The organism is Paenibacillus cineris (genome assembly GCF_018333335.1).
GTDB lineage: Bacteria > Bacillota > Bacilli > Paenibacillales > Paenibacillaceae > Paenibacillus_AQ > Paenibacillus_AQ favisporus.
Genome location: NZ_BORU01000001.1, coordinates 4,294,437 through 4,317,029 on the forward strand (window position 1 = coordinate 4,294,437; position 22,593 = coordinate 4,317,029).

At 55.1% G+C, this 22,593-nt stretch carries 20 protein-coding genes; 4 read left to right on the top strand and 16 right to left on the bottom strand.

All coding sequences use genetic code 11. The features are described from left to right. Positions 1-31 precede the first annotated feature (31 nt). The 6 genes from KI379_RS20040 to spoVAC form a co-directional block, all read right to left on the bottom strand. A complete protein-coding gene (locus tag KI379_RS20040) occupies positions 32-2,263 on the bottom strand; it encodes a transglutaminase TgpA family protein (RefSeq protein WP_212984491.1) in 2,232 nt (743 codons plus the stop codon). Next, positions 2,260-3,504, bottom strand: coding sequence for a DUF58 domain-containing protein (locus KI379_RS20045; protein ID WP_212984802.1), 1,245 nt, complete (start codon positions 3,502-3,504; stop codon positions 2,260-2,262). The genes KI379_RS20040 and KI379_RS20045 overlap by 4 nt, the downstream gene beginning before the upstream one ends. 3 nt (positions 3,505-3,507) lie before the next feature. Further along, positions 3,508-4,464 carry an AAA family ATPase gene (locus tag KI379_RS20050; RefSeq protein ID WP_076169730.1) on the bottom strand — a complete coding sequence of 319 codons (957 nt, stop codon included), beginning with the start codon at positions 4,462-4,464 and terminating at the stop codon, positions 3,508-3,510. Positions 4,465-4,749: 285 nt separating this feature from the next. Beyond that, positions 4,750-5,100 (bottom strand): stage V sporulation protein AE, encoded by a 351-nt coding sequence (gene spoVAE / locus KI379_RS20055; RefSeq protein WP_076169729.1) that lies wholly within the window; start codon positions 5,098-5,100, stop codon positions 4,750-4,752. Positions 5,101-5,103: 3 nt separating this feature from the next. Next, the gene (gene spoVAD / locus KI379_RS20060; protein ID WP_089548260.1) at positions 5,104-6,126 is read right to left on the bottom strand and encodes a stage V sporulation protein AD; all 1,023 of its coding nucleotides are present in this window, start codon (positions 6,124-6,126) and stop codon (positions 5,104-5,106) included. Next, complete coding sequence (gene spoVAC / locus KI379_RS20065; protein WP_212984492.1) at positions 6,123-6,626, bottom strand: stage V sporulation protein AC; 504 nt, start codon at positions 6,624-6,626, stop codon at positions 6,123-6,125. The genes spoVAD and spoVAC overlap by 4 nt, the downstream gene beginning before the upstream one ends. A 510-nt stretch (positions 6,627-7,136) precedes the next feature. On the opposite strand from spoVAC, the gene KI379_RS20070 reads away from it, so the two are divergent. Beyond that, positions 7,137-8,210, top strand: coding sequence for a M42 family metallopeptidase (locus KI379_RS20070; RefSeq protein ID WP_089548262.1), 1,074 nt, complete (start codon positions 7,137-7,139; stop codon positions 8,208-8,210). 157 nt (positions 8,211-8,367) lie between these two features. Here the strand turns inward: KI379_RS20070 and KI379_RS20075 are convergent, their stop codons facing one another. After that, a complete protein-coding gene (locus tag KI379_RS20075; RefSeq protein WP_212984493.1) occupies positions 8,368-8,949 on the bottom strand; it encodes an NADPH-dependent FMN reductase in 582 nt (193 codons plus the stop codon). 222 nt (positions 8,950-9,171) lie between these two features. Here KI379_RS20075 and KI379_RS20080 point away from each other — a divergent pair, with 222 nt between their 5' ends. Further along, positions 9,172-9,525 carry a LytTR family transcriptional regulator DNA-binding domain-containing protein gene (locus KI379_RS20080; RefSeq protein ID WP_076169723.1) on the top strand — a complete coding sequence of 118 codons (354 nt, stop codon included), beginning with the start codon at positions 9,172-9,174 and terminating at the stop codon, positions 9,523-9,525. 219 nt (positions 9,526-9,744) lie between these two features. On the opposite strand, the gene KI379_RS20085 is transcribed toward KI379_RS20080, so the two are convergent. From KI379_RS20085 to KI379_RS20120, 8 genes are all read right to left on the bottom strand, one after another. Beyond that, positions 9,745-10,881: a glycerate kinase gene (locus KI379_RS20085; RefSeq protein ID WP_212984494.1), complete on the bottom strand. Its 1,137-nt coding sequence runs from the start codon at positions 10,879-10,881 to the stop codon at positions 9,745-9,747. Positions 10,882-10,994: 113 nt separating this feature from the next. Next, positions 10,995-11,966 (bottom strand): D-2-hydroxyacid dehydrogenase, encoded by a 972-nt coding sequence (locus KI379_RS20090; RefSeq protein WP_212984495.1) that lies wholly within the window; start codon positions 11,964-11,966, stop codon positions 10,995-10,997. Between the two features lie 256 nt (positions 11,967-12,222). Then, complete coding sequence (locus KI379_RS20095; RefSeq protein ID WP_076169720.1) at positions 12,223-13,761, bottom strand: right-handed parallel beta-helix repeat-containing protein; 1,539 nt, start codon at positions 13,759-13,761, stop codon at positions 12,223-12,225. A 134-nt stretch (positions 13,762-13,895) separates the two neighbouring features. Next, positions 13,896-14,852: a carbohydrate kinase family protein gene (locus KI379_RS20100; protein WP_076169719.1), complete on the bottom strand. Its 957-nt coding sequence runs from the start codon at positions 14,850-14,852 to the stop codon at positions 13,896-13,898. Further along, positions 14,849-16,150 carry an alpha-galactosidase gene (gene melA / locus KI379_RS20105; protein WP_212984496.1) on the bottom strand — a complete coding sequence of 434 codons (1,302 nt, stop codon included), beginning with the start codon at positions 16,148-16,150 and terminating at the stop codon, positions 14,849-14,851. The genes KI379_RS20100 and melA overlap by 4 nt, the downstream gene beginning before the upstream one ends. A gap of 32 nt (positions 16,151-16,182) precedes the next feature. Then, positions 16,183-17,007: a carbohydrate ABC transporter permease gene (locus KI379_RS20110; protein WP_212984497.1), complete on the bottom strand. Its 825-nt coding sequence runs from the start codon at positions 17,005-17,007 to the stop codon at positions 16,183-16,185. A 15-nt stretch (positions 17,008-17,022) separates the two neighbouring features. Further along, positions 17,023-17,964, bottom strand: coding sequence for a carbohydrate ABC transporter permease (locus KI379_RS20115; protein ID WP_076169716.1), 942 nt, complete (start codon positions 17,962-17,964; stop codon positions 17,023-17,025). Positions 17,965-17,980: 16 nt separating this feature from the next. Further along, positions 17,981-19,117, bottom strand: coding sequence for an ABC transporter substrate-binding protein (locus KI379_RS20120; RefSeq protein WP_212984498.1), 1,137 nt, complete (start codon positions 19,115-19,117; stop codon positions 17,981-17,983). A 405-nt stretch (positions 19,118-19,522) separates the two neighbouring features. Between KI379_RS20120 and KI379_RS20125 the strand changes: the two genes are divergently transcribed. Together KI379_RS20125 and KI379_RS20130 are read left to right on the top strand one after the other, a co-directional pair. Next, positions 19,523-20,539, top strand: a complete 1,017-nt coding sequence (locus KI379_RS20125) for a LacI family DNA-binding transcriptional regulator (RefSeq protein WP_089548270.1) — start codon at positions 19,523-19,525, stop codon at positions 20,537-20,539. A gap of 227 nt (positions 20,540-20,766) precedes the next feature. Further along, a complete protein-coding gene (locus tag KI379_RS20130) occupies positions 20,767-21,129 on the top strand; it encodes a winged helix-turn-helix transcriptional regulator (protein ID WP_076169713.1) in 363 nt (120 codons plus the stop codon). Positions 21,130-21,183: 54 nt separating this feature from the next. Here KI379_RS20130 and KI379_RS20135 read toward each other — a convergent pair whose 3' ends face one another. After that, positions 21,184-22,416 carry an MFS transporter gene (locus KI379_RS20135; RefSeq protein WP_212984499.1) on the bottom strand — a complete coding sequence of 411 codons (1,233 nt, stop codon included), beginning with the start codon at positions 22,414-22,416 and terminating at the stop codon, positions 21,184-21,186. Positions 22,417-22,593: the final 177 nt, after the last annotated feature.

The following is a 22,593-nucleotide window of genomic DNA, read 5'->3' on the forward strand; positions in this document are numbered from 1 at the left end:
AACGCCCGGAGGGCGCCTTCTAAAAAGTCCATCACGCTGCATTCTTCGGTATCTTTTTCATCGCAGCTTTCAATTCCTTCGCATGGGCATGGACGCTTCTCCATTCCGATTCCGACACCGATGAAGGGCTGTAGCGCGCCTTCTCGAACAGCTGCAGCAGTGGCTCCAGGAAGGATCCGAGCGCCGGGGACCGTCCTTCCCAGCGGCTGACCGACTCCCGGAGCGTTTCGTCCGCGCCGCGTTTGAGTCCTCTTCGGCGCAGCTCCTTGATCCACCGTTCGGTCATGACAATGACCTTCTGGTCGGGAGACAGCTTCTGTCCCGTACGAAGCTGGAGCCATCCAAAGCGGAGCTGGAGCCGATTCCGCCACAACACATACACTGCAAATGCTGCGAGGATGAGGAGGGAAGCGCCGTATACGATTTGCACCACGGGTCCGCGATCCTGGCCTTGCGCTGTCTGTTGCGGCGCCTGCTCAGGCTGGTCCTCCTCCACTTCCGGCTGTTTCTCCGGCTCTGCCGGATCTTGCGCCTGGGTGTCATGCGTGAGCAGCGGCATGCTGAAGCCGGGGGTCGCTTCCACCGGAATCCAGCCGTACGGCCCGAAATAGACCTCGGCCCACGAATGCGCATCGGCATTGGTCACCGTATACACGCCGGAGTCCGAGGTGCCCTGTACGCCTTGAACCTGCACGTCGGCGCTGCTTCCCTGCACCTGGCCGGGAGCGTACCCTTTGACCCACCGCGCCGGGATGCCGAGGGAACGGGCCATCATCACCATCGAAGTCGAGAAATAATCGCAGTATCCTTCCTTGATCTCAAACAGGAAGCTGTCCACGAAATCGTCGCTGACCTTTTTGGATAAGTCGGGATCGTTTGTATATGTGTAATTCGTTGTTAAATAGTTTTGAAGCAGACCGATCTTTTCATACGGCGTTGCTCCGGAAGCCGTCACTTCTTCCGCAAGGTCGCGGGCCCGCTTAGGAAAATTGTTCGGCACCTGCAGATAGGCATCCTCGGTCCCTTGGGAGCTGTACAGGTCGGCGAACGACTTCTGGCGGATTTCATCCTCCGAAACGACCGGAACCTCGGACACCACCGTGTAGGTTTTCGGATAACGGTCCCGCTTTGACTCGGCGGTCCAGCGAAGCTCCGACTGGGAACTGTTCCAGCGGAGGCTGCCTGTATTTTTCCCGTCATCGATAAGCTCTACTTTGAACAGGTTATACGCACCGAACAAAACGGGGTACTGATTGTCGCTCAGCATCGTAACCGTCTGTTTTACCGTCATCGAATCGCCGGCGGTTGGTCCATCTCCGGAAAGCTTCGTATCCGCCGTCACCTCATCGGTCTCCCTGCCGGAATTGCGCTCGTCTCCCCAGCCGCTGCCGGTATACAGCCTGCGGGTCTCCCCGCGCCAATAGCTTCGCTGGTCCGAGCTGATTTCCATCACCGGCGTGTAGTCAAAGTTGAACCCGCCGCCGAGCTTGGTGTCGTTTCGGCTGTATCCCGAGGAAGTCCGCAGCACTGATTCGGCCGGATCCCCGTCAACGCCGGCCGTGGCAGCCGTCTCGCCTTGGACGACCCAAGCCGTATAGGGATCGGTCAAGGACGGCGGCACTTCCGGCATGTTGACACCGACGGCAAACACGAGCGAAAAAATGACCGCCACGTTCAGCAGCATTTTTAGCGGGTACTGCCGAAGATAGCGCCAGCCATGCGGGTATTTCTGCTGGAAGCGGCGGAAATGCTCGCTGACCAGCCAGCCGAGCGCCGCAAACACCGTCCAGGCGACTTCCTTCCATAAATCGTACACGGTGAAGGAATCCAGTATGGAGAACGCCACGATCAGCATGCCTGTGAACACGAGGATTCTGCGCTGATTGTTGACCAGCTTGGCGCTGAGCAGCAGCAGAATCCAAGCGCCTACGGCAAAACCGAGGTACGGCAGCGCGTTGCCCGTAAACTGCTGGATCCGGTTCGGCAGACTTCCTGCCGGAAAGTAAATCCAGTACGCGATCATCTCCCGGTGAATGATGTACAGCACGGCGATGCCTTCCAGCGCGTACCGGTAAATGCTTTTGATTGGCAGCAAAATTTCGATCGCCGTGATGACCGTCACGCTGATGATGACGATGGCTGTCGTCTCGCTGTACCAAATGTTGTTCATAAAGTAAATCCACTGGAGCGCCATAATCCACAACCACACCAGGGATAAGGTGCGGAAAAACGAAGTGCGCAGCGAATACAGCCAGTTGATCAAACCCTTCCACCCCCTAATGCGGCCGGCAGCTCACTCAGCGTTTGAATGCTGCACGCAAAAGTTCCGCGGGAAGCGAGCATCGCTCCCCAGCCTTCTACGCCTTTTTCTCGCCCGGAGCTGATCCGAATGTGCGAAGAGCTCATACCCCGGGTTTCAGCCCAGCGCAGAATGTCGAGCACCTGCTGGCCGCTGGCCGGTGAAATGAAAACGAGGAAGGCCCCCGCCGGAAGAAACCGTGCGTTCTGCTCCAGCTTCGGGAGCAGCTTACCGTAACCGTCGGCAGACAGGTCCACCAGATGATGCATCATCCGCTGGCGGTCTCCCTGCACGCTGCTTGGCGGAAACAATTTGAATGTGTCGCCGAGGGTAGCGAGGCCCATGTTCATTCTCCCGCGCCCGCCATACTCGAGCAGGGAAGCCGCTGTGGAAACAGCCAGCTCAAACTGCGCGTCGGAGCCGTAGTGAGCCTTCGTGGCGTCCAGCAGAAGCATCGTTTTCGGAACGGAATCGTACTCGAATTCCTTGGATTTCCACTGTCCGGTCTTCGCCGTAGCGTTCCAGTGAATCCGGGAAATCCGGTCCCCGTACACATAATCGCGGACGCCGTTAATCTGGGTCGTTTCTTTGCGTGAAGCTGCCGAGGCGGTTTGCGGCCCCGCAAGCGGGGAATTCCGGTCGAACAGCTTCCAGGTGGGGATAAACACGGTCCGGGGCATCACGCGAAACTGGCCGGGCACATGAAAACGGCCTTTATGCTCGATAAAACCGAAAATATCCTCGCTGACACATTCCGTTTCGGTAAAATAGTATCTTCCCCGCTCCAGCGGCGGCGTCTGGAACATCAGGGTACCGCTGCCTCTGTAATTGGGAATGACGCTTTCCTCAAACGACCAGGAATCTCCGTTATGCCGCTTCATGACTTCACGAATGATGATGTAGGGCATCGGCAGAAATCCCGGAATCGAAAAATGGAGCCTGACCTTGATCTGCTCGCCGGCGTGAAGCACGGTGCCTTGTCCCCTTTCGGTGGACAGCTGGCGCGTTCCCCGCGTCAGCCGGACGCCGCTGATGCCAAGCACGATCAAATACAGCACGATGACGCTGATCATGACAAACAGCATCAGGGACGTCTTGCCCCCCTGAAACAGAACATAGAACAGGCTGGCGACCCATACGAGCAGTACTGCCCAATACCTCGGGGTTTTGAGTCCGGATCGGATACCGGTTAACAGCCTTGTCATCATTTATCGCTCCATCGCTACAGGCACATGCACCTGCTGAAGGATGTTTTTCAGCACGGATTCCGGACTGACGTTGTCCAGCCGGGACTCCGGGCGAAGGATGATGCGGTGGGCGAGAACATAAGGAGCGAGCGTCTTAATATCGTCCGGAAGGACGTACTCCCGCTGCTGCAGGAATGCAAACGCCTTGACCGCGTTCAGAAACGACAGGGAAGCGCGCGGGCTGGCTCCGAGCAGCACGGAGGCATGCTCCCGGGTACGGCGGACGATGCTCAGCAGATAGTCCGTCACCGCCTCGTCGATATAAATGCTGCGGATTTCATGCTGCATCTCCGCGATCTGTTCCATGTTGGTCACCGGAGTCAGCCGGTCGACCGGCTGGCCCTGCTTGTGCTGGTACAGCAGGCTTTTTTCCGTGGCCGCGTCGGGGTAGCCGAGGCTGATCTTCATCATAAAACGGTCAAGCTGCGCTTCGGGCAGCATGTAAGTGCCTTCAAAGTCGATCGGGTTCTGGGTGGCGCACAGCATGAACGGACGGGGAAGCTCATACGTTTCGCCGTCCACCGTCACGTTGCGCTCTTCCATGACCTCAAGCAGGGCCGACTGGGTCTTCGTCGTGGCCCGGTTTATTTCGTCAGCCAGCAGAATGTTGGTCATCACCGGACCCGGACGGAAGTAGAACCGCTCCTCGCGCGGATGAAATACGGAAACGCCGGTAATATCGCTCGGCAGAATGTCCGGGTTGCACTGGACACGCCGGTAATCGCCGCTCATGGACCGGGCGAGCGCCTTGATGAGCTGCGTCTTCCCCGTTCCGGGTACATCTTCGATCAAAACATGCCCTTCGGCCAGCAGAGCAGTTAGAAGGAGCTGTATTTCAAATGATTTTCCCAATATGCAAGATTCGAGATTGGATCTTACTGCGGCAATAATGTGAAGAAATTCGCTGCGTACGGGCATATCAGTTCCTCCTAGAATTCGTAATCAATGAACATGCTCGCAGATGCGTTCACTGGTAAATCGATAACATCGTAAAATAGCTGGATACATATAAGTATATATTTTACATTGTACATGAAGGAAGAACAGAAAGTATATTGGGCACATTTCCTAAAATCGTCGTATACCCCCACATACCCGCCGAAATGAACGGCAAAACACCCCGGAATACACAATTCCGGGGTGTTTATTCAGGCAACCCATTTTCAGTTCAAGCAAGGAAATGCAAACGGCGGATTGGTGGAATTACCCGCGGGGACGGACGAACAGCGCGGCGATAAACGAAAAGATAATCGCCGCCGATATCCCCGCGCTGGTGACCTCAAAGATGCCTGTCACAACCCCGATCCAGCCGTCCCTCTGTAGCTCCGACAGCGCTCCGTGAACAAGCGAGCTGCCGAAGCTGGTGATGGGAACGGAAGCGCCGGCACCGGCAAATTTGACGAGGGGATCGTACCAGCCGAGACCGTCAGCCACCGCTCCCGCCACCACCAGCGTGCTCATCGTATGCGCCGGCGTCATCTTGAACAAGTCCATCATGAGCTGGCCGATGACACAAATCAGACCGCCGATAATAAACGCCCATAAAAACTGCATTGGTTAATCCTCCATTTCCAGCGCTACGGCGTGGGCGATGCACGGAATGCTCTCTCCCTGCTGAACCGACAAGGGGGAGTGCAGCGAGCCGGTCGCCACGACCAGCACTTTATGTAATTCGCGTTGTAACATCCGTTTGACCAAATGGCCGTAGGTCACCGCCGCCGAGCAGCCGCAGCCGCTTCCTCCGGCCAGGACGGCCTTCTGCTTCTCACGGTTATAAATCATAAGCCCGCAATCGCCGAATTTCGTCTCGTCCATCTGGTAGCCTTCCTTCTCCAGCAGCTCCTTCGCAATCGGCAGACCGACCGAAGCCAGATCGCCGGTCACAATCAAGTCATAATAATCGGGAGACAGCCCCGTATCCCGGAAATGCGCGGCGATCGTATCGGCAGCGGCCGGCGCCATCGCGGCGCCCATATTGAACGGATCTTTGACCCCAAGGTCCATGATCCTGCCGATGGTCGCCCGGGCGATTCTCGGGCCGGTTTGGCCCTGCCCGCCTTTGGCGATAACGCCGCAGCCCGCCCCGGTGACCGTGTATTGGGCGGTCGGCGGCTTCTGCGAGCCGTATTCGGTCGGATACCGGAACTGCTTTTCAGCCGTGCAGTTATGGCTGCCCGTTCCGGCCATCACCCGTTCCGCGGCCCCTGTGTCGACCATCAGGGCGGAAATCGCCAGACTTTCCATGGATGTCGAGCAGGCCCCGAACACGCCCAGGTATGGCACGCCAAGCTTGCGGGCGGAGAACGTGCTGCTGATGATCTGGTTCATCAGATCCCCGCCTACATAGAACTGGATCTGTTCCTTGTCCAGTCCCGACTTGATGACGGCAAGCTGGGCGGCCTGCTCCAGCAGCCTCCGCTCCGCTTTCTCCCATGTTTTCTCATTGATTTCGAGATTGTCGTACACATAATCGAAATCGGGAGACAGCGGACCTTGTCCCTCATCAGGACCGACGACGGCGGCGCTTCCGATCAGAACGGGCCTGGTGTCAAACTCCCAGGTCTGGCCGGTCAGCTTCATGGCTGATGCACTCCCTGGATGCCGAAGATGGCGTAGACGAGTCCCACGACGAAGGCGGCGACGGTTCCGAACACGATCACGGAGCCGGCGAGCTTGAACATGTTGGCCCCGACGCCAAGGACATAGCCTTCTGCTTTATGCTCAAGCGCCGCCGAGCACATGGAGTTGGCGAAGCCCGTAACCGGTACCGCCGTTCCCGCTCCGGCCCATTGGGCGATTTTATCGTACACGCCAAAGCTGGTCAGGATGACCGATATAATAATGAGCACCGCAACGGTCGGATTGCCCGCTTCTTTGACCGTCATGTCAAACCAGCTCATGAACACCCGCTGAATCGCTTGTCCGATCAGACAGATCAAGCCGCCGACCACAAAAGCACTTACGCAGTTTTTGAATGTGCTGCGCGAAGGAGAATGCTTTTTACTGATGGATTTATATTCCTCGGGCGTCAAGGAATCGATCTTGAATCCGGTTCCCCTGTTCTTCGTATTGGCAGGCATTACAGGCACCTCCTATTCATCATTCCTTTTCATTATTTGTCATTTGCAGGAGAGTTATGTATGTTATGCGTAGGCGGGCAGCAAACAGCGCCAGGCAGCCGGGCGCTAATATTTGAAACCTGGCGGCTGTTTAATGAGGGCTATCCATAGCAGGCGGATTATAATAAGAAGAGAAGCACAATGACCAGCAAAATCAACAATACGAGGATCAGGATGTTTTCTTGGCGGCGATCCATGTATATCGGTTCCATAACCAGGCTCCTTCCGGCTGACTTCAGGGCATCCGTCCAGAATATCCTATTCATCAGGTTCGCCATTTGTGCTTCTGCCCGCCGGGCGTGGACATTCGGATCAAGTGGGTTCATACTAAGGAGTGCAGCCAACTGCATAGAATGAACTAAAGAAATGAATATTATAGGCCTCTTAAGGCCGTAATCACAGGAAGTTCGGCGTTAACTTTGGTTCAATCTATATACATAACCACATTCATGATAAAGGAGATAAAGTTCGATGGATCAAAAAACGAAAGATATGTTCCGAAAGCTGACGGAATTCCCCGCGGCTTCCGGATTTGAAAAAGACCTGCGCGCATATTTCAAGGAGGCGGTGAACCCGTTCACGAACGAGTTCGTACAGGATCGCCTCGGCAGTCTGTTCGGCGTCCTCCGCGGGGATGAGAACGGCCCGAAAGTCATGGTGGCCGGCCATTTTGACGAGGTCGGTTTCCTGGTCACCGGCATTACCGAAGCCGGAATGGTGCGCTTTCAGCCGCTCGGCGGCTGGTGGAGCCAAGCCGTGCTCTCCCAGCGGCTGCAGATCATCACGCCAAACGGTCCGGTATTCGGGGTCGTCGGATCGACGCCGACCCACCTGCTGGACGAATCGCAGCGCAGCAAACCGGTGGACATCAAAGCCATGTACATCGACATCGGTGCGGATAACCGCGAGGAAGCCGAATCCTTCGGCATCCGTCCAGGGCTTCAGGTGCTGCCGGTCTGCGAATTTACGCCGCTGGCCAATCCGAAGAAAATCATGGCCAAAGCCTGGGACAACCGCTACGGGGTCGGCCTTGCAATCGAGCTGCTGGAGGCGCTCCACCAGGAGAAGCTGCCGAATACGCTGTACTGCGGCGCAACGGTTCAGGAAGAGCTGGGACTGCGCGGCGCGCGCACGTCGGCCAACCTCATCCAGCCGGATATTTTCTTCGCGCTGGATGCGAGCGCAGCCAACGATATGACCGGCGACAAGAGTGCCTTTGGCCATATCGGACAGGGAGCGCTGCTGCGCATATTCGACCCGACGATGATCACCCACCGCGGACTCGTGGAATATGTGCAGGATACGGCGGATACCCACAACATTAAGTATCAGTATTTCGTATCCCCTGGCGGCACGGACGCCGGGCAGGTGCATTTGAGCGGAATCGGTGTGCCGTCTACCGTCATCGGCATTTGTGCCCGCTACATTCATACGTCTTCGTCGATTATCCATACCGACGATTACGATGCAGCCAAGGAGCTGCTGACCAAGCTGGTCAAAGGCCTCGACCGCACGACGCTGAACACCATTATCGAAAATGCCTGAAGCACGGCTCTCCCTCCGGCGGCGAAAGCTCATTGCTTGCTAAACAGCATGCTTCCCCGTCCGAAGTTCCGACACGGCAACACAAAGAAGCCTGCGCGCTCCAAAACTCAGAGTTGGAGCGCGCAGGCTTTTGTATTAGGAAATCCCGTTATCTAACTTACCTGAACCCGTTCATGCCATTTGCAGCTGCCTCTTGTACAGCCTCTTCCAGCTTCCCGAGCATACCCTTCAGCCTCTCGTTCAGCTCCTCATCCTTAATCTCTCCGCCCCGAAGCTTCTGATTGAGGAAAGGTACCGTGAAAGACCCGCCCTCCACCAGGTCAGCCGTCATCATCCTAAGGGTCATCTGAAGGGATTCATGCGCCTTCTCTCCACCGGTTTCCATCGGCGATCCGCTGACGACAGCGACGGGCTTGTAGACGAATTCTCCGGACGATACCAGCCAGTCGAGCGCATTCTTCAGCACGCCGGGCACGCCATGGGCATATTCGGGGGTGCTGATGATCACGCCGTCTGCCTGACGGATCGTGTCACGAAGCCGTGCCACCGAAGGGGCCGGGTCGTCTCCATCCATATCCGGGTTAAAATGGGGCAGGTCTCCGATGCCTTCAAATATCGAAATCTCCATCGTCTCCGGCGCCAGCGGAAAGAGGGCGTGAATCAGGCTCGTATTGGACGATTGTCTCCGGAGGCTTCCGGAAATCGCCGTGATCTTTATAGGACTTGAATTCAAAGGCATTCGTCCTTTCTCGGTTTGACATTGGCGGGCGGCCGCGCTTATCACAGCCGTCTATGACCATTGTGGCCGTAATGGAAAATTTGGTCAATACCGCGAGCGCTTTTGTCCAAGTTCACAAAAAAAATCATAAAATTCACAAATTTACTCTTATGCAGGACGAAAAAGTGTGGTAGAATGAAAGCGCTAACACTTTATCATCTTCTAAAAGGGGGCTTTGGTAAGATGACTTCATCCGACAAGGTGCTGCAGGAATATCATCAATTTGATCCGGTGACGGACGCGTTTTTCTTTAAGGTCGGCGGTCAGGGACAGGTTATTTTCCACGGCAGAAACTATATTATCAAGAAACGGTTAACCAGCCAGGAAATCTCCGCTTTGATCTCGCAGCCCAATTTTGTCCGAGCCGCATCCAACATCCATGTCAACGTGAATAAAATTACTTCCTTTGAAGGCAACGTCCTTCACTTCCGCGATGATTTTGCTTACCCCCGCACCATTTCCGTTTCCAAACGCATTTTGGAGCAGATTAAGAAACGGATGTCCAGCCCGCTGACGGATATGACGCTGAAGAAATAACACAAACCAGAATCAAGGGGTCATCACAGAAAAAAGCAGCAGTTGGCCGGGCTTTCCGGACACTGCCGCTTTTTTTATATCCGAAAGTATAAACTTTCTGGGCTAAACATCCTGATCTCGCAAAAAAATTTTCCGCTAAACGCGGTCTGGCTTCTTGGCATGTACGTCGATAGTCTTTATGATTGCCATTTAAAAAGACGATTCGTTGACGGCATAATTCTACCCGCGGACAATTCCGGCAAAAGTCCGGATCACCTGCTCGGCCGACATCTCCAGCAGCTCTCCGGCCTGGGCCATCGCTTCCTCCAGTGCCATCGGTCCGTTCACGATGCTGTGCACGCTGAGGATTCCCGCATCATACAGCGGATCGATCCCCGGCCCCACCGATCCGGCCAGGGCGATGACCGGAACCCCGTGCCGCCGCGCTTCCCGGGCGACGCCCATCGGCGTCTTGCCGGATGCGGTCTGCGCATCCATCCGGCCTTCGCCCGTGATAACGAGGTCCGCGCCTTCCAAGTGCGCCATGAATCCCGAATGCTCGATCACGAGATCGATGCCGCTCCTCATCCCGGCTTTGAAAAAAGCGAGCAGCGCCGCTCCAACGCCGCCGGCTGCGCCCGCTCCTGGCAGGTCATGCACGCGCAGGCCCGTCGCCTCCAGGATGCGGTCCGCCCAGACGCGCATCCCCTGCTCCAGCACCGCAACCATCTCCGGCGTTGCGCCCTTCTGCGGGCCATACACATGGGACGCGCCGTAAGGGCCGAGCAGCGGGTTCTGCACATCGGAAGCGATCACGAAGGTGGATTCGGCAAGCCGTGCATCCATTCCGCCCATGTCGATCGCCGCCACGCGCTGCAGCTCCAAGCCCCCGCGTCCGACCGGCTGCCCGTCCTCATCCAGCAGCCGCACGCCCAGCGCCTGCAGGATGCCGGCGCCTCCGTCGTTCGTGGCGCTGCCGCCGATCGCCATAATAAATTGGCGGCAGCCCGCATCGAGCGCGCGGCGGATCACTTCGCCGGTTCCGTACGTCGTCGTATGCAGCGGGTCCCGCTCCTCAGCGGCGATCAGCTCAAGCCCGGACGCGCTGGCCAGCTCCACCACGCAGGTGGACCCTCCGTGGATGAGGCCGTACTCGGCGTCGACCGGCCTTCCCAGCGGATCGGACACCTGCACGTTGACCTTGGTACCGCCAAAGCGGGTCAAGCTGTCCAGCGTCCCCTCTCCGCCGTCCGCCATGGGAACAAGCACCGTTTCCGCGCCAGGCAGTGCGCGTCTTATGCCCCTGTCAATGGCGGCCGCCGCGTCGGCGGCACGGATGCTGCCTTTGAACGAATCCGGAGCGATCACGATTTTCATTCGGCTAAACCCTCCTTTTACAATCTTCCCTTGCATTATGTTTATGCCTCCCATGCACGGATTCTCCCCACACAATCAAAAGAGCCTTCACGCTTTCCGGCAGTACGTCAGTCTCAGCGGGAATGCGGCCCAACCGTGTTCACCGGCCGGCCTTCCAGGAACGCGGCGACGTTGCCCGCAGCGATTCTCATCAGCCGCTCCCGCGCTTCCACCGCCGCCCATGCCATATGCGGGGTGATGATGCAGCGCGGGGCATGCACAAGCGGATGGTCTGCGGCGGGAGGCTCTGCCGCAAGCACGTCAAGTGCCGCGCCCGCAAGCCGGCCTTCGTTCAGCGCATCGGCCACATCCTGCTCCTGCAGCAGCCCGCCGCGGGCGGTATTGATCAGGAAGGCCGAAGACTTCATCAGCGCCAGGCGTTCGCGGTTGATGAGCCCGTCGGTTTCCGCCGTCAGCGGACAATGCAGGCTCACCACGTCCGACTCGGCCAGCAGCTGCTCGAGAGGGACACGCCGGACGCCGCTGTCTTCGTTCCCGCCCGCCTTCCCCGGTCTGCCGGATACCAGTACGCGCATGCCGAAAGCCTCCGCCAGCCGCGCGACCTGGCGGCCGATCCGGCCATAACCGACGATCCCCATCGTCTTCCCCCAGAGCTCGATTTGCGGAGTCAGCGCATAGGAGAAATCCACCGCCTTCGCCCAATCTCCCGAGCGTACGCTGTCTCCATGCCGCCCGATCTGGTGGCAGAGCTCAAGCAGCAGCGCGAACACAAACTGCGCGACAGACTCGGTTCCGTATGCCGGCACATTCGTCACCGTAATCCCGCGCGCAGCAGCGGCTTCAATGTCAACTACATTGTAGCCGGTCGCAAGCACGCCGACGTAGCGGAGGTTCTCTGCCGCCTCCAGCACCTCCCGCGTCAGCGGGGTTTTATTCGTCAGCACGATCTCGGCGAGCCCGATCCGCTCCTGTATCAGCCCGGCAGGAGTACGGTCATAGACCGACACAGAACCGAGCTTTCCCAGCTCGTCCCAGCTTAAATCCCCCGGGTTCAGCGTATGTCCGTCCAGCACGACGATGTTCATTACAGTCAACTCCTGTTCCTGAAAGTGTAATAGATTCCCGCCTCTTCAGCTAGCAGCAGGATAGTTACATCTACTATACCATTCAGGCAGTACCGGGTGAACAAGTCCGTTTCGACAACAGTCCCGCCAAGCGGGAAATCATTTTAAGATCCAGATGCGAAACCTTTGCTGAGAACTAGACTTTTCCTCATAAAATAAAAGCAGCCCCCCGCGAAAGGAGGCTGCTAATTAGGCAAGCGGTGACGATGAAGGAACGTTATTCGTCCGCGCCAATATTGACGCTTGCCCCTTGAACGCGGGGCTGCCCGTCGATATCGAGCGACCCGATGTCCGAATTCGTCAAGCCCTTATCAATGGCAGGAGACCCTGCCTTCAGATGTAAATCGCCGGCAGCGGCGTTCACAAGGAGTGGATCGGCGAAGACGGAATGGGCATCATTGCCCGTTCCATTTTTATAAGCGGCAAAGCCGGTGTATTCTTTGTTTTTCCAGGTCCAGCTGGCATCCGAACTTCCGCCGGGAGCGAAGTACAGATTGTAATCCACGACGTTGCCGGAATTTTTCGTGTATTCATTATAAATGAGCACATCGGTAGAACTGGCCACAAAAATGTTGTTACGGATGACGTTGTTCTGGGTGTCATACTGCACGTAGAGCTGACCGCTGCCGTCGCCAATGGTGTCATTTTTGTACAGCGTATTGTTGACGATGTGGCAGCCTACCGTCGAGCCGCGATCTGTGTCGTATCCGCCCATGGCGATACCCGTCAAACGGTTGTTGTAAATGAAGTTGCTGCGGATCGTAATGTTGCTGGTCGCCTTGCCGGCATGCTCGGAGGCGATTTCCACCCCGATATCGTTGTTATAGCTGTAGTTTCGCTCGATAATGCTGTCCTTACCTCCATCGACATAAATGCCGTCCGCCGAATTGCTGTTGTTCGGAAGCTTTTTGCCGTAGGAAGGATTGTTATTGGAGGTGATATTGTACACTTTATTGCCGCTGATGATTCCGTTTCGTGCCTGGTCGTAGGCGGAGTTCGGCGACTTCCCTTCGAATCCGATCACGTCGATACCGATGTTGTCGTTGTCGTGAATGATATTGTTCGTCACGGCAAAAGTATCCACATTTCCGTTAAGAACGAGCGTTTCGCTGGACCCCAGCACCAGATTGTACAGCTCATTGCCGTCGATTGTCACGTCATGAATGGATTCCGGCGCCTTGGTTCCGTACACGGCGATGCCGTGCGCATCCCGGCCCAGCAGGTCGGTGCCGGCAGGAGTCGACGTGTTTTTGATATCATGGATCTTGTTTTTGGACAGGGTAATGTTGCCGCCTGCGCCGTGAACATAAATCCCAACGGGCATGACGTTGTTAGCAGTCGTCGTATAATTGCGAATTTCGAAACCTTGAATGGTCACATAGTTGACGTCGGCAAGGTCAACGATGCCTTCCGTTCCGCTTACGGAAAGTCCCGTACCGTCAATAACCGGCGTCTCGCCGCTGTAATTGGCAAAGGTGATCGGCCCTTGATCCGCGGAACCGGATTTGGTGACCTTCAGCTTTTGGTTATACACCCCGCCCCGGACATAGACCGTGCTCCCCGGCCCGGCCGTGTCCGCTGCATGCTGCAGCGTTGCCCACGGTGCGGCGCTCGTACCCGCATTCGAATCGCTTCCGTTAACAGCAACGTAGTACTCGGCGCCCGAAGCCTCGACGGTCTGCGACGCCGCATACCCGATGCCAAGCCCCAATACAGCCAGACTGATACCTGCAATCAGTGTTTTACCGAATTTCACGAAATATCAACTCCCATGATTAAAGTTTGAACTGAAATGAAAAAATCCGATTTAGACTTGCTATGTAATGTGTCGATCACCCCCTTTGCCCGGACTCTCATGAACCTTTGCCTGAGCTTCCACCGCCGAGGCGCTTACTGGAGCTGCCGCCTTCCCTGCAGGGCCGATACCGCCGCTGCTGTCGGCAAATGGCCGGTCCCCCCCACGCCCAGCGTGGATAACGCGCCGCAGGCATTGGCGTACTCAAGCAGCTCTCTGCCGGTCAAGCCTTGGAGGAAACCGCAAATCAAGCCGGCATTGAAGCAATCCCCCGCTCCTGTCGTGTCTGCGGGGGTAACCGGATAAGGGGGCGCCGACACGACAGAACCATCAGGAGACCGGAGCGATGCACCCTTTGAGCCTTGTTTGACGGCGATCAGACCGGGAACGGCCGCCAATTGGCCGAATACCGTTTCTACGCTGTCCCGCTCAAAAATATGCAGCGCCTCCTCCTCGCTGGGGATAAACAAATCTGTAACGGCCAGCAGTGCGCGGATCCCGGCAGCATCCCACCGGCCACGGACATCCCATCCGGTATCAAAAGATGTGCTCACCCCTAAGTCCTGCGCCTTCCCGAACAGCTCTTTCCAATGCGGCCGCATGCCGTCCTGCAAATAGTAGGAGCCAAAATGCAAATGATCCGCCTCCTGAATCAAAGCATCGGGAATATAGCCGGGCGTCAACAGCGGAATACTTCCGGGATACGTGATCAAACCGCGGTCGGAAGGCGTCGTAAACGAGAGGGTAACCCCCGTTGTGATCTCCGGCAGCACCGCTACATGATCGGTGTTCACCCCCAGCCGCTGCAGCTCGCCCAGGCAGAAGCGGCCGAAGTCATCCGCCCCCACCACGCTGACGAACCGCACGTCCAGGCCGAGGCTGGACAGCGCGCTCGCGGTAATCGCCGATGAGGAGCCGAGAACGACGTCAAAACCGTCGACGATTTTCTCCCGGTTCCATTCCGGGATCACGTCCGTTCCTGAAATAATGATATCCACGTTCAGCTCGCCGGCCACAACGACAATCGGTTTATTCTTGTCCCCTCTCATCATTTCAGCACCGGTATGAAGTCGCGCTCCGCTTCATACAGCTCCTCGAACATGCCGCTGATCTCATCCAGCGAACAGACAGCGGCGGACAGCGGGTCGACCATCAGAGCATGGCGGGCCATTTCCTTGTCGTTATTCAGCACAGCGCCGACGGCCAGGTCAAAGAACGCCATGTTGGACCGGCACAGCGCGGCCAGATGCTCAGGCAGGCTGCCGAAACGGCATGGATTGACGCCATTACGGTCGACCATGCAGGCTACTTCGACGATCCCGTCCCCGGGAAGATTGTGAATCAGCCCTTCGTTCGGCACGTTTCCGTAAATCACCTTCGGTTCATTTTTCAGCATCGCTTCAATAATGATAGCCGCGTATTCATTGCTTGGCGCAAGCTCGATCGGGAGCGAGCCTTCCAGCTGCTTGACGATTCTTTCGTCGTTTTCCTTGCGCCAGATCGGCCAGTTATCCGCATAGTAGCCTGTCGCGCCATTATACCCGGTGCTGCAGTGCTTGTCGATTAAGGACTGCCGTTTGCGGTAGTACGGAATGTACTCTGAAAAGTGCCCGCTGGACTCCGAGACAAAAGCGCCCAGGTACTTCATGGCGTCAAAGCGCACAGGGTCCTTTTTCAGCAGGTCGGGATTCTGGATCTTGTCCCGAAGCACAGGATACAGATCTTTTCCCTCGTGGGTCAACTCCACAAACCAGGACATATGGTTGATTCCTCCGGCCCTCCACTGCATGTCTTCGTAAGGTACGCCGGCGTATTTGGCTAACTGCCGGGACGTATTCTGGATGGAATGGCACAGGCCGACGACCGGAATGGAGGTCACCCGCGACGTCAGCAGGGTCACCGCCGACATCGGATTCGTATAGTTCAGAATGGTCGAATCCGGGCACAAATCCTCCACATCGCGGATGATGTCCATCCAGCTCGGAAGCGTGCGCAGCGTTTTAAACAGTCCGCCCGGCCCCAGCGTATCGCCGATGCATTGATTGACCCCGTATTTCAGAGGAATCTCGTACTCATAGCGGACCGTTTGCAGCCCGCCCACTTCGATTTGGTTGATGACGAACTGCGAGCCCCCGATGACCTCCCTGCGATCGGTCGAAGCGATAACGTTCCATCGCTTGCCGGACAGCTCAATGATTTTCTCGACCAGCTTGCGGGCGATCTTCAGCCGCTCCGCGTCGATATCCACCAAAGCGATCGTACCGCCCTCAATGCCTTCAATCAGTAAAATGTCCGTAGCGATGTCCTGCGTAAAGGCGCTGCCTGCGCCGATAATCGATATTTTAGTCATGCAGTTTCTCCTCCTCATGGTCTCTTCTCTTTTTATTTCATGCCTGTCATCGTAAGTCCTTTAATAAACTGCTTCTGGAAAATCAGGAACACCACAATGACCGGCAGGGTGATGAGCACAGCCGCCGACATGACGACGTTATAGTTGACCATATGGGTTCCGTTAAAATAAACAAGGGCGAGCGGCACGGTCATTTTGCTCTCGTCGTTCAAAATAATGAGCGGCCATAAATAGTTGTTCCATGCATTCATAAACGTAAAAATACCAAGCGCCGACAGCATCGGCAGAATCAGAGGCGCAATGATCCGGACCATCAGCCGCAGCTCGCCCGCCCCGTCGATCCTTGCGGCATCGAGCAGATCCTGGGGAATGTCCTCGATGAACTGCTTCGCCAGAAACACTCCGTAGGAGCTGACCAGATTGGGCAGGATAATCGCCAGCAAATGATTGACCAGCCCCAGTTTGGCCGTAATCAGATACGTCGGAATCATGACCACCTGAAACGGAATCATCATCGTTGCCAAGATCAGGATGAACAGCAGCCTCTGCCCCTTGAATTGATGCTTGGCGAAAATGTATCCCGCCAGGGCGCTCGTAAATAACGTCGCGGCCGTAATGACAACCGACGTCATCGCGCTGTTCAAAAACCACCTTCCGAACGGTGCGTCTTCAAGGACGGTCCGGTACCCCTCCAGGCTGGGATGCTGCGGCAGAAGCGCATGCGAGCCGGACACGATTTCCATGTTGCTTTTTAAAGAAGACAAAACCATCCACAAATACGGCAGCAGCATCAGGCATCCGGCTGCGATCAGCACGAGCATGACGATGCCGTCGAACCATCTATTCCTCCGGTGCATCGAAAGTCCCCCTTGTCAGTACTCCCACTCGGTGCGCCCCAACTTCAGCTGCAGCAGGGTCACCACTAAAATAATGATCAGAAACACCGTGGCCATCGCGGACGCATATCCCATGTTGGAATTGGAGAACGCCTGCTCATAAATATGGAGCGCCAGCACCCGGGTCTCGTTAAACGGCTCACCCTTGGTCATGATCTGGAACTGGGCGAAAGCCTGGAAATAGGAGACGACCGTCGTCACCGAAACAAACAGCATCGTGCGCCGGAGCAGCGGCAGCGTCACATGCCAGAACGAATGCCAGCGGCTCGCTCCGTCCAGAATGGCCGCTTCATAATACATATCCGGAATGGAATCCAGACCGGCGATAAAGAGCACGATGTTATACCCGATATCAGCCCACAGCGTCATCAGAATTACCGAGTACAGCGCATAATGAGGATCGCTCAGCCACTGCACGGGAGCCATGTGGAGCTGGGTCAGCACGATATTAAACAGCCCGTGATTGTAATTGAACATCGTGCTCCATACGATCGCCGTTCCCGCCAGCGGCGCGATCGTCGGCAGAAAAAAGACGGTTCGCATCAGGTTCCGCAGCCACCCCGTACGGATCCGCTGGATCGCGACGGCAAACATCAAGGTGATAAGGATGTTGACCGCAACGGCAATGACGACGAACTTAAAGGTGACCCACAGCGACTTGATAAAAATGGAATCGCCCAGCATGCGGATATAATTGTCCGCCCCGACGAACAGCGCGCTTGCGCTGAGCGGATTATACTTAAATACCGAAAGTCCCAAGCTCCATCCAATAGGAATGAAAGCGAATACACCAAATAGCAGCAGGATCGGCGCCAGCGATAAATAGATGAACCAGCGGCCCCTTCCTTTCTCCCCTCTGCGGTTCGGGGTACCGGGGACGATCCCTGGACTGCTGCTTGCTGCAGCATCATGCTTCATGGAAACACCACTCCGATCATTTATGTTGATCCTGACTGTCGTTGATGGTTTTTTCAATCTGCTGCAGACCGCTTTCCACCGATTCCTGGCCGGTCGCCATCAATTGGAAATGATCATTGATCGTTTTAAAGAAAAAGTCCCGGTCGGCAATGGGCCCGATCCACTGACCCAGCTCCAAAATATCCAGCGATGTTTTCATATAAGGATTCGCTTTGACGTAAACGGGATTTTGCGCCACCGCTTTTTTGGCCGGAACCGTAAACGTTCCCTGGTTCCACTCGAGCAGATTATCGTCGGATGACATGAATTTGATAAAATCGACGGCCGCTTCCTGATGCTTGCCCTTCTGGGAAGCTACGAGCCCCCAGCCTGATTCGGCCGCATATGAAGGCGGATTTGCCGTAAAGGAAGGAACGGGCACATACTCAAAGTCTTTCACCTTGTATGTATTCAGCCCTGCAGCAATCGTCCATGGACCCCGGTAGGTCATTGCCGAGCTGCCTTGAAAGAAGTAGTCTGAGGTGTCAAGTTCACCGCCAAACGTGGTGAGGTCCGCCACTTTATCGGTGGCGATCAAAGAGGTTAAGGCGGTCATCGCCTTTTGTGCTTCAGGGGTTTGAAAGTCCACATGGTCGTTATCGCCCCAATACTTGCCGTTTTGCTGCAGAATCAAGGAAAGGAACGTGAAGGTAATATTGTCGCTGGAGACGAAATCGAATCCCTTCACCTTGATGCCGTTTGCGTCCCGCACCGTCAGTTTCTTGGCGTCTTCAACCAGTTCGTCCCATGTGGCCGGAGGGCTCGCTATGCCCTGATCCTTCAGCATTTTCGGGTGAATCAGCATTCCGCCGTTCTCGATGTTAAATTCGAGCGGCAGTCCATACAGCTTGTCGTTCAACGTGTACCCTCCGAGCGGGGCTTCGTAATACTCCTTCCGCAGCTGCTCGGCCTCCGGGATCTCCACAAGCGCCCCGTTTTTCGAATATTCCGGTACCCAGGTACCGAACATTTCTGCGATATCGGGCGGATTTTTGGCGGAGAAGGATGCCTTGAGCTTCTGATTGTACACGTCGTAAGGGAAAGTCTGGTAGTCGATCTCAATGTCGGGATGCAAAGATTGATACTTGGCGATCAGCGCTTTATAAGCGTTCATAATGGCATCTTCCTGATGACTCCAAAACACAAGTTTGGTTTTGCCTGTTGAACCGGCAGAGGTAGCGGAAGCATCAGAGCCATCATTCTTTGCGCAACCAATCAGCAAAAATAACATGCAAATTAGAGCAAAAACAGAGAAACTTTTGAAATATCGCAATGACATAACCCCTTTCCCTTTATTTTTTTGCTTATATCACCTCAATCTCATGAAAATCATACCTCTGATGAAAAAGTTAGTCAATCAATTTTTGCAACTATTTTGCAATAATTTTATTATAATTTGCAAAACATTATCACCGTTTTTCAGTTGACCTGTGATTTTATTTTACTTAACATATAGAGTAAGCAATCCAAACGACAGGTTTTGCAGAATCCTCATCTGACATTAAAGGCAGGTCATGACATGCCCACATTAAAAGATATTGCCGAACGCGTCGGCGTCTCCATATCGACCGTTTCCCGCGTACTGGCCGACGATTCGAATCGCTCCTCAAGCAGCGGGACCAAGAGGAAGATCTGGGACGCGGCGCAGGAGCTCGGATACATGGCGAAGGTGCCGCCCCAGGACCAGGCCGCAGTCAAAAAAATCGGATGCGTCGTATCCACCATGCAGGGACGGCGCTACCATCCCTATTTTTCGGTTATTTTTGAAGGGATTGAGAAGGAACTGGCCCGTCACGGATACCAGATCGCTTTTACCTACACGCAAGAAGATTTGCAAAAAAATGAAATTTTGCAGCAAATCTCCGGCAAAGATTCAATCGACGGTTTAATCGTGATCGAGGGCATTGAGCCCAAATTATACAGCTATCTCAAAAAACACGTTCCGCATGTCGTCGGAATCGACGTTTCCGACCCGAGCATCCCGACCATTTCGTACGACCGCGTCGAAGCGGCGTCGATTGCCGTCAAGCATTTGACCGGACAGGGCCACCGCGAGATTATGTTTATCGGAGGTACGGGCTTGTCCGGCCAATTCGACCGGGAGAAAAGGTACCGGGGGTACAAGCAGGCTCTGGAGCAGGCCGGCTTACCGGTTCAGCCGGAGTATGTGCTGAATGCCGAATGGGAGCCCGATCGGGCCTACCGACTCATGCTGACCTTTTTGGAGGAGCATCAGGGTAAGCTCCCGACGGCGGTCTTCGCGGCCAGTGACATCATGGCGATGGCCGCCATGCGGGCCATTTCCGAGAAAGGCTACCGCATGCCCCAGGACTTCGCCGTCGTCGGCTTCGACGACAACGAACCGTCACGCTATACCGTTCCTCCGCTCTCCACCATTCATATTCCGACGTTTGAGATCGGCGTCATGGCCGCGCGAACGATCCTGCAGATCACCGGGGATCCCTTTCCGCTGCCGGTCAAAATCGTGCTGCCGTATGAACCGATCTTCCGCCAGTCCAGCATTTGGCAGGTGTAGTCGCAGAACAAAAGGCCCCTCTTTCCGCTCTGAAGAATGAACTTCAAACGGTAAGAGAGGCCTTTTTTCGAATGCTGGGGCCTCCTTCATTAATTATGTACTAGTCGATCCAGAAGTTCTTGACAAGGGGCATGGTTCAACATAATATATGGAATGACTGATCTATAATTTGACTGAACTGGAAAACCCATGTTTTTTCTATTCTTCTGTAGGGGATGTGTCGACAGATGATAACCTTTAGAGACAAAACATATCGCTGTACCTCGGAAATTATACTAAGCTTAGTTAGCGGTAAATGGAAGATATCCATATTAAACGAATTAGCCAATGGTCCGGTACGGTTTAATCAGCTGCAGCGGCTGCTTCCCGAAGCGACCCAACGCATGCTCACGATGCAGCTGCGGATGCTGGAAAACGACGGACTCATTATTCGCAAGGTTTACCCGGTTTCGCCACCAAAAGTGGAATACGGCTTGTCCAAGCTGGGCGAACAATTTGCTCCCATGCTCACGATGTTATGCGATTTTGGCACTGCCTATATCGAAAGTTATCCCGATGAAGTATCCTATACCAGCCCAAAGCATGCCTAAACAGCCGCTTCGAATGTGGAAAACAGAGGTACCCTGGGCGGGTACCTCTTCTTCTTAAATTCCGTGATCACGAACTTCCTTCGTATTGGTGCGCAGCCCATTCTTCTCTCTGGATACGCTGCGGGCTCCCCGATCTAAACGATAGGTGATCCAAGCCAATAAAGATGCTAAAACAGCCATCATTCCCCCGGACCAGGAAAGATCAATGAGCTCCATACTCTTCGTGACGAAACCTCCCAAAGCGGATCCCATCGCGATCCCGACATTGATGGATACGGAAGTTAAGGAGGAAGCCAAATCTTTGGCCTCGGGAACGTGCCGATCGGCCCAATCCATGAAATACAGCTGCATCGTCGAGTTCATAAGGTACACAGCGAGGGCGATCAATGAGATGCTGACGAGCCCCCCGGCAAGCGAGCCGGAAGATACATAAAGCGACGCGAGAATGACAGCCTGAGCCAGGAAGATATAGCGAATTTTTCCCATCCCGCCACCGGCAGCCAGCTTCCCCCCGATTAAAGTGCTAAAGATGGACACGATACCATAAAGCAAAAAGACTAGGCTAATATACCGTGCCGGCACAAAAAGCACATCCTGCAGCATAGGGGCTAAATACGTATAGACGCTGTAAGTTGCCGCAATGCTAAATGCAGGAATAAAGAAAGCAAGTACAATTCTGGGATAGGTAAATAATCGAAGTTGGTTTTTGAGTGAACTCCGCGCCCCCTTCAGTCCCCTCGGGATCGTTGCAGAGCTTGCTATCAGTGAAACAATCCCCAATAGCGTCGTAAACCAATAAGACATATGCCACCCGCCCCATTGCCCGATGAATGTGCCAAGGGGGACGCCAAGAACGCTGGCCACAGTGAAACCCGTAAAGATGATAGAGATCACAGGCCCTCTCTTTTCCGGTGGCAGCGTTTCGCTGGCCACAGCCATCGCAAGTGCAATCAGGACGCCAGTAACCACGGCGGTGATCACTCTGGAAAACAGAAGCAAACCATAGGATCCGGATATCGCCGTGATCATATTCCCGATAATAAATACGCCGATCAGAGCAAGGATGAGCGGGCGCTTGGAGAATCGGCTGAATAACGCCGTGAAGACCGGGGTACCGATGGCAAAAGACAGGGCAAAGGCCGACACCAAGGAGCCTGCGATCGATATGGCGATCTTCATGTCCGTGGCCACTTCGGTTAACAACCCGACCATCACAAATTCACTGGTTCCCAGGACAAAAGTCAATAAAAATAAATTCAAAGTCAGAAGCTTATGTTGTCTAGTCAATATAAATCCCCTCCTACTCTATCTCTATGGACAGTGCCGTTCTTATCTTTCAAAGTAAGCTAATATTTCTGCATACCTTCGCACCTCACCTGTGATTTTAACGACCGTACCGCTCGGCGAAATCTGGATCGATCGTTCTATATGTAAGATTATCAAGTTCCTCTACGCCTGAATAGT

Bases quoted from the DNA above. Each gene is read 5' to 3' on its own strand.
- KI379_RS20110 (WP_212984497.1), bottom strand. From the start codon at position 17,007: ATGCACCGGAGGAATAGATGGTTCGACGGCATCGTCATGCTCGTGCTG.
- melA (WP_212984496.1), bottom strand. From the start codon at position 16,150: ATGACTAAAATATCGATTATCGGCGCAGGCAGCGCCTTTACGCAGGAC.
- KI379_RS20090 (WP_212984495.1), bottom strand. From the start codon at position 11,966: ATGAACATCGTCGTGCTGGACGGACATACGCTGAACCCGGGGGATTTA.
- KI379_RS20085 (WP_212984494.1), bottom strand. From the start codon at position 10,881: ATGAAAATCGTGATCGCTCCGGATTCGTTCAAAGGCAGCATCCGTGCC.
- KI379_RS20125 (WP_089548270.1), top strand. From the start codon at position 19,523: ATGCCCACATTAAAAGATATTGCCGAACGCGTCGGCGTCTCCATATCG.
- KI379_RS20075 (WP_212984493.1), bottom strand. From the start codon at position 8,949: ATGCCTTTGAATTCAAGTCCTATAAAGATCACGGCGATTTCCGGAAGC.
- KI379_RS20050 (WP_076169730.1), bottom strand. From the start codon at position 4,464: ATGCCCGTACGCAGCGAATTTCTTCACATTATTGCCGCAGTAAGATCC.
- KI379_RS20070 (WP_089548262.1), top strand. From the start codon at position 7,137: ATGGATCAAAAAACGAAAGATATGTTCCGAAAGCTGACGGAATTCCCC.
- spoVAE (WP_076169729.1), bottom strand. From the start codon at position 5,100: ATGCAGTTTTTATGGGCGTTTATTATCGGCGGTCTGATTTGTGTCATC.
- KI379_RS20115 (WP_076169716.1), bottom strand. From the start codon at position 17,964: ATGAAGCATGATGCTGCAGCAAGCAGCAGTCCAGGGATCGTCCCCGGT.
- KI379_RS20100 (WP_076169719.1), bottom strand. From the start codon at position 14,852: ATGATGAGAGGGGACAAGAATAAACCGATTGTCGTTGTGGCCGGCGAG.
- KI379_RS20120 (WP_212984498.1), bottom strand. From the start codon at position 19,117: ATGAACGCTTATAAAGCGCTGATCGCCAAGTATCAATCTTTGCATCCC.
- KI379_RS20045 (WP_212984802.1), bottom strand. From the start codon at position 3,504: ATGACAAGGCTGTTAACCGGTATCCGATCCGGACTCAAAACCCCGAGG.
- KI379_RS20080 (WP_076169723.1), top strand. From the start codon at position 9,172: ATGACTTCATCCGACAAGGTGCTGCAGGAATATCATCAATTTGATCCG.
- spoVAD (WP_089548260.1), bottom strand. From the start codon at position 6,126: ATGAAGCTGACCGGCCAGACCTGGGAGTTTGACACCAGGCCCGTTCTG.
- spoVAC (WP_212984492.1), bottom strand. From the start codon at position 6,626: ATGCCTGCCAATACGAAGAACAGGGGAACCGGATTCAAGATCGATTCC.
- KI379_RS20130 (WP_076169713.1), top strand. From the start codon at position 20,767: ATGATAACCTTTAGAGACAAAACATATCGCTGTACCTCGGAAATTATA.